A 3,812-nucleotide genomic window follows, 5' to 3' on the forward strand; every position below is an offset into this window, starting at 1 on the left:
CCACCCCCCAGGTCATCCCATCGACAGGGGGCAACAGCCATGCCGGACCCGGAGGCCGGCGGTCCCCTTGCGGAACCGCGAAGAAGATAACGGGGCGGGGGGAACCCTGCCGATCCGATCAGCGGACCGTGATGGTGCCCGCGTGGGTGGCCCGGGATGGTGTGGTGAATGGAGGGACGTCTTGTGTGCATCTGGCGCCCACGGGGGGTAGCGCGCCGGTGAGGAAGTACCGGGCCGCGTGTGCGTTGATACAACTGCTTGGATTTTCCAGGGCTGTGTGACCGTATCCGTCGAGGGTGAGCAGGCGGGCGTCGTGTAGTTGCCGCACCATGGCTTGGGCGGACTGGTATGGGGTGGCGGGGTCGTAAGTGGCGAAGTGCACCACGAGCAAGAGTTCCATCGACACCGCCAACTACGTGCCCGTGGGCAGATGACTGGGATGTCACCACGAGGATCTGCGCGAAGCGCTTGGGCTTCTACGTTTATGCCAAGGCCAAGATCTCCTGGGACGGGCCCGTCTTCGGCGACGTCGACAACAGCACAACGTTCGACGGCGCGTACTTCAAGTTGACCGCCTGGGGGCACCTCGTCAGCCGGCGTCCAAGGCTTCTTGGAAGTCGCCGAACCAGGCGCTCAGCTGGGGGTCGGCGATGTACATCGTGTCGACGGCGAACTCCTTGCCCTTACCTTCCTCCTCCAGGAACACGGCGACGCCGGTCACTTCATAGATCTCCGACTCCTCGGCGTCAGCCCGCGCCGTCATCATGCCGGCATAGGCGCTGTCTCCGGCGGACAGCGTCACCCGTTCGCCGGAGGCCTCCCCGACGTTGGTGGTGAAGGTCGCCGTTTCGCCCGTGTCCAGGGAAAAGGTGACGCTCGGGTGCGCCTTGGGCATCCGGCAGGAGGAAGTGCCGCTGTTCTTCGCCTCGAGAACCACGTAGTTGACCGGCCGATCGACCGGCGTGAACTTGAACTCGAGTTGGCTCGGTTCACACTGCGGAGCACCGGCCTCGTCCGACGTGCCGCCGCCCGACCCACCGGTCGAGGAGGCACTACCTGACGAGGACCCGCTGCCTGACGAGCCGTTGCCACCCCCCTGGGAGCCGTCGCCCTTGGGAGTCGACGCGCTGCTCGCCGACTTCCCCGAGCCATCAGTCTCTTCCTCCGGACCGCACGCCGAAAGCGAAACCATGAGCGCCGAAGCCAGCCATATCGCCGGGACGACGGATCGAGTACGTAGCCGCATGTGCATGGTTCTCCTCAACGCCTGCAAAGTACGGCGGGGCTCGAGTCACCGCCGCAGGCGATGCCAACTCACCGCCACCAACGCAAGCTAGACATCAGACGTCAGACAAGCCAGAGGCATCCATGACCTGAGTACCGCGTATCAACCACCGCCCTTCCACATCAGCGGTGATACGGCAACATGCCTTCGAAGTCGCGGCCGTTCCCCCGGCGACAAACGTGTAGCAGCTCTGTGGCACGCCGGCGACAAACCCCACCCCACGTTCACGACGTAACCATCCTGGGAAGATTGCGGCAGCTCTCCCTGACCGCCGCCCCGGTGCCACAACGCGCGGAAGTCAACGCGGAGCGAGACCGCGCACGACAACAGAAAGAAGAAGAAATCCAGCGGCGCTGGCAAGCAGCGACTGGACCGGGCGCGCGCGGATCACACCGAGGCACAGCGTGTGACCGCGCTGCGCGAGCAAGTGGAGGAGAGCCGTACGCATCCGCGCCTACTGCGATGCCCTCCAAAGCGACCTCGGCCAGGCAGTGGCCCCCGAGACTGACCAGGCCCGGGGTGTACGGGAATGGATTGTTTAGTTGTATTGCCCTCGAGCCCGAGCGGCGTGCCCTGGGGGGCCGGAACGGGCCGGACTGCAGCGCTGCTGGCCCACCGTGCGGGAGCGAGACGGGTGATCAGTGTCGAGACCGACCCCGATCTCGCCGCGGAGGCACGAGAGCGCCTGCAGTCGGTACGCGCGGGTGTGGAACTCGAGGTCGGGGGCGGTGCGGCCGGCTGGCCGCAGAGCGCACCCTATGACCGGGTGATGGCCACCTACGCGGTCGAGGCGGTTCCGTGGACGTGGGCGGAGCAGACGCGTCCGGGCGGGCGGATCGTCACCCCCGTGGGACCGGTTGGCGCATGTGGCGCTGACGGTCGCCACGGATTGGGGTTCGGCCAGCGGCTGGGTCCAGGGGTTGGCCCACTTCATGCCCGCACGCCGAGGGGGTGCCGGGCGGAGATTTCGCCACGTCCGAGTGAGGGTGAAGTCGTGGTCCAGTAAACGGTGCTGCGGGACCTGGGCCCGCTGCGGGAGAAACAGGCACCTGAAGTTCGCTTGCGTGCCGCACTGCCCGAGGTGGACATCGTCACCGCAGTGGACGCCGACGGCATCAACGCTGGGCTGCACGACGGTGCTACGTCGTGGGCGACCCCGTCCGCCCTCAGCAACGGACTGACACTGGCCTGCCAAGGCGGGCTCGCCGACTGGCTTACTTCTGAGTAATTCCTGCTCATTGGGAATCGGATCCGGCATCGACGAGATGCCGGGGCCGTGTTCCCTCATGAAAGCGCCGCGCAGGGCGCGCTGAGGGTTGATCAGTTCTCTACTTCTGAGTAATGCGTGCCCATTGCGGGTGGTTCCGGTAACTAACTAACATCCGGGTCCTGTTGCCGGATGCATCCATCAGCAACCTCGCACGGATGCTTGAAGAACACGATCGAGGGAGAACGACCCGTATGCGTCTGCGTATTCGTAGGGCGGTGCCGGCGCTTCTGCTGGTTTCGGCACTCACCGTCTCGCTGTCCGCGTGCAACGAGAACGAGGGCGACAACACGTCAGGCGAAGCAAAGGACACCAGCAGGCCGGTCGCCCTTCCCCTTCCCGACGGAGCGGAGATCATGAGCGCATCCTCTCAGGAGGAGGAGAAGGTCATCGGCCTGCGCTTCGAACCCACCGAAACCATGAAGGACGAGCTCAAGGCGTACGTGAAGAAATTCTCGGACAACGGCTACGTGTCGGGCCCGGAGGACATGTTGGCGCGAGGAAACCAGAAGGTGTACGCCGGGGGCAACATCAAGGGTTCATTGGCGCTCGACATTCTCTACCCGGACACGCCGCCCCCGCTTCCCTCCGAAGGCGAAGTCAACTCGGTCACAAGCAAGAACGATGACACGCTGACCCTTACCTACAAGTTGCCAGCCGGCCAGAACAACATGATCTCGCTCAAGGGCTACGTGCGGGAACTCAATGAGGCCGGCTGGGACACCCGGCCGGACGGCGGCACCTCGACGGAAGGCATCTCCACGGCGACCAAGGGCGACCAGAAGATCAAGTTCGACATCAGTCAGAACACGCAGATCAAGGTGACCGTCGACGTGCCGAGCTCCGTCGGCTGACCCATCGGTACCCGGCGCCGGCCCAAGCGGGCCCTCAAGTCCGCGACCACACGCGGGCCGGCCCCGTTCCCTTCGACGCATACCGCCCGGGGCCGGTCCGGGCGGAACCTCCCCGTTATCGCAGCAGTCGACGCCACGCGGCGAAAGCCTCCCGCGTTCGAGATCTTCTGCTCCAACACGCTCGCCACGAGCGACTCCATCACGGTTCCGCGGCATCGCAACTCGCTACGAGAAGATCGCCGCCTCCTACGAGGCGGCGGTCACACTCGTGTCGTTCCTACTGTGGGCAAGATCCGTTTGAAGACTGACCTTAAAGGTTGTCCCGTAAGTTGATCTTGGGGTGGGTGGAGATGGTCCTGCGGCTCACGGGCCGTTCTCTATCCGGCGAGGGCGAGGTTGTGCAGTC

Annotated in this window: 5 protein-coding genes; 3 read left to right on the forward strand and 2 right to left on the reverse strand. The window is 65.1% G+C overall.

Annotated elements, in window-relative coordinates; genetic code table 11:
- Positions 1–118: 118 nt before the first annotated feature.
- Positions 119–400 carry an alpha/beta hydrolase gene (locus AB0M26_RS31470; protein ID WP_365266365.1) on the reverse strand — a complete coding sequence of 94 codons (282 nt, stop codon included), beginning with the start codon at positions 398–400 and terminating at the stop codon, positions 119–121.
- Between the two features lie 189 nt (positions 401–589).
- Positions 590–1,252, reverse strand: a complete 663-nt coding sequence (locus tag AB0M26_RS31475) for a DUF4232 domain-containing protein (RefSeq protein WP_365266377.1) — start codon at positions 1,250–1,252, stop codon at positions 590–592.
- Between the two features lie 562 nt (positions 1,253–1,814).
- Here AB0M26_RS31475 and AB0M26_RS31480 point away from each other — a divergent pair.
- The 3 genes from AB0M26_RS31480 (at position 1,815) to AB0M26_RS31490 (ending at position 3,406) form a co-directional block, all read left to right on the forward strand.
- On the forward strand, positions 1,815–2,291 hold the full coding sequence (locus tag AB0M26_RS31480; RefSeq protein WP_365266368.1) for a methyltransferase domain-containing protein: 477 nt from the start codon (positions 1,815–1,817) through the stop codon (positions 2,289–2,291).
- A gap of 54 nt (positions 2,292–2,345) precedes the next feature.
- Positions 2,346–2,513 (forward strand): hypothetical protein, encoded by a 168-nt coding sequence (locus tag AB0M26_RS31485; protein ID WP_365266371.1) that lies wholly within the window; start codon positions 2,346–2,348, stop codon positions 2,511–2,513.
- 233 nt (positions 2,514–2,746) lie between these two features.
- A complete protein-coding gene (locus AB0M26_RS31490; RefSeq protein WP_365266374.1) occupies positions 2,747–3,406 on the forward strand; it encodes a hypothetical protein in 660 nt (219 codons plus the stop codon).
- The last annotated feature ends 406 nt before the right edge of the window (positions 3,407–3,812 follow it).

Origin of the sequence: Streptomyces sp. NPDC051776 (genome assembly GCF_040681345.1) — a bacterium.
Lineage (GTDB): Bacteria > Actinomycetota > Actinomycetes > Streptomycetales > Streptomycetaceae > Streptomyces.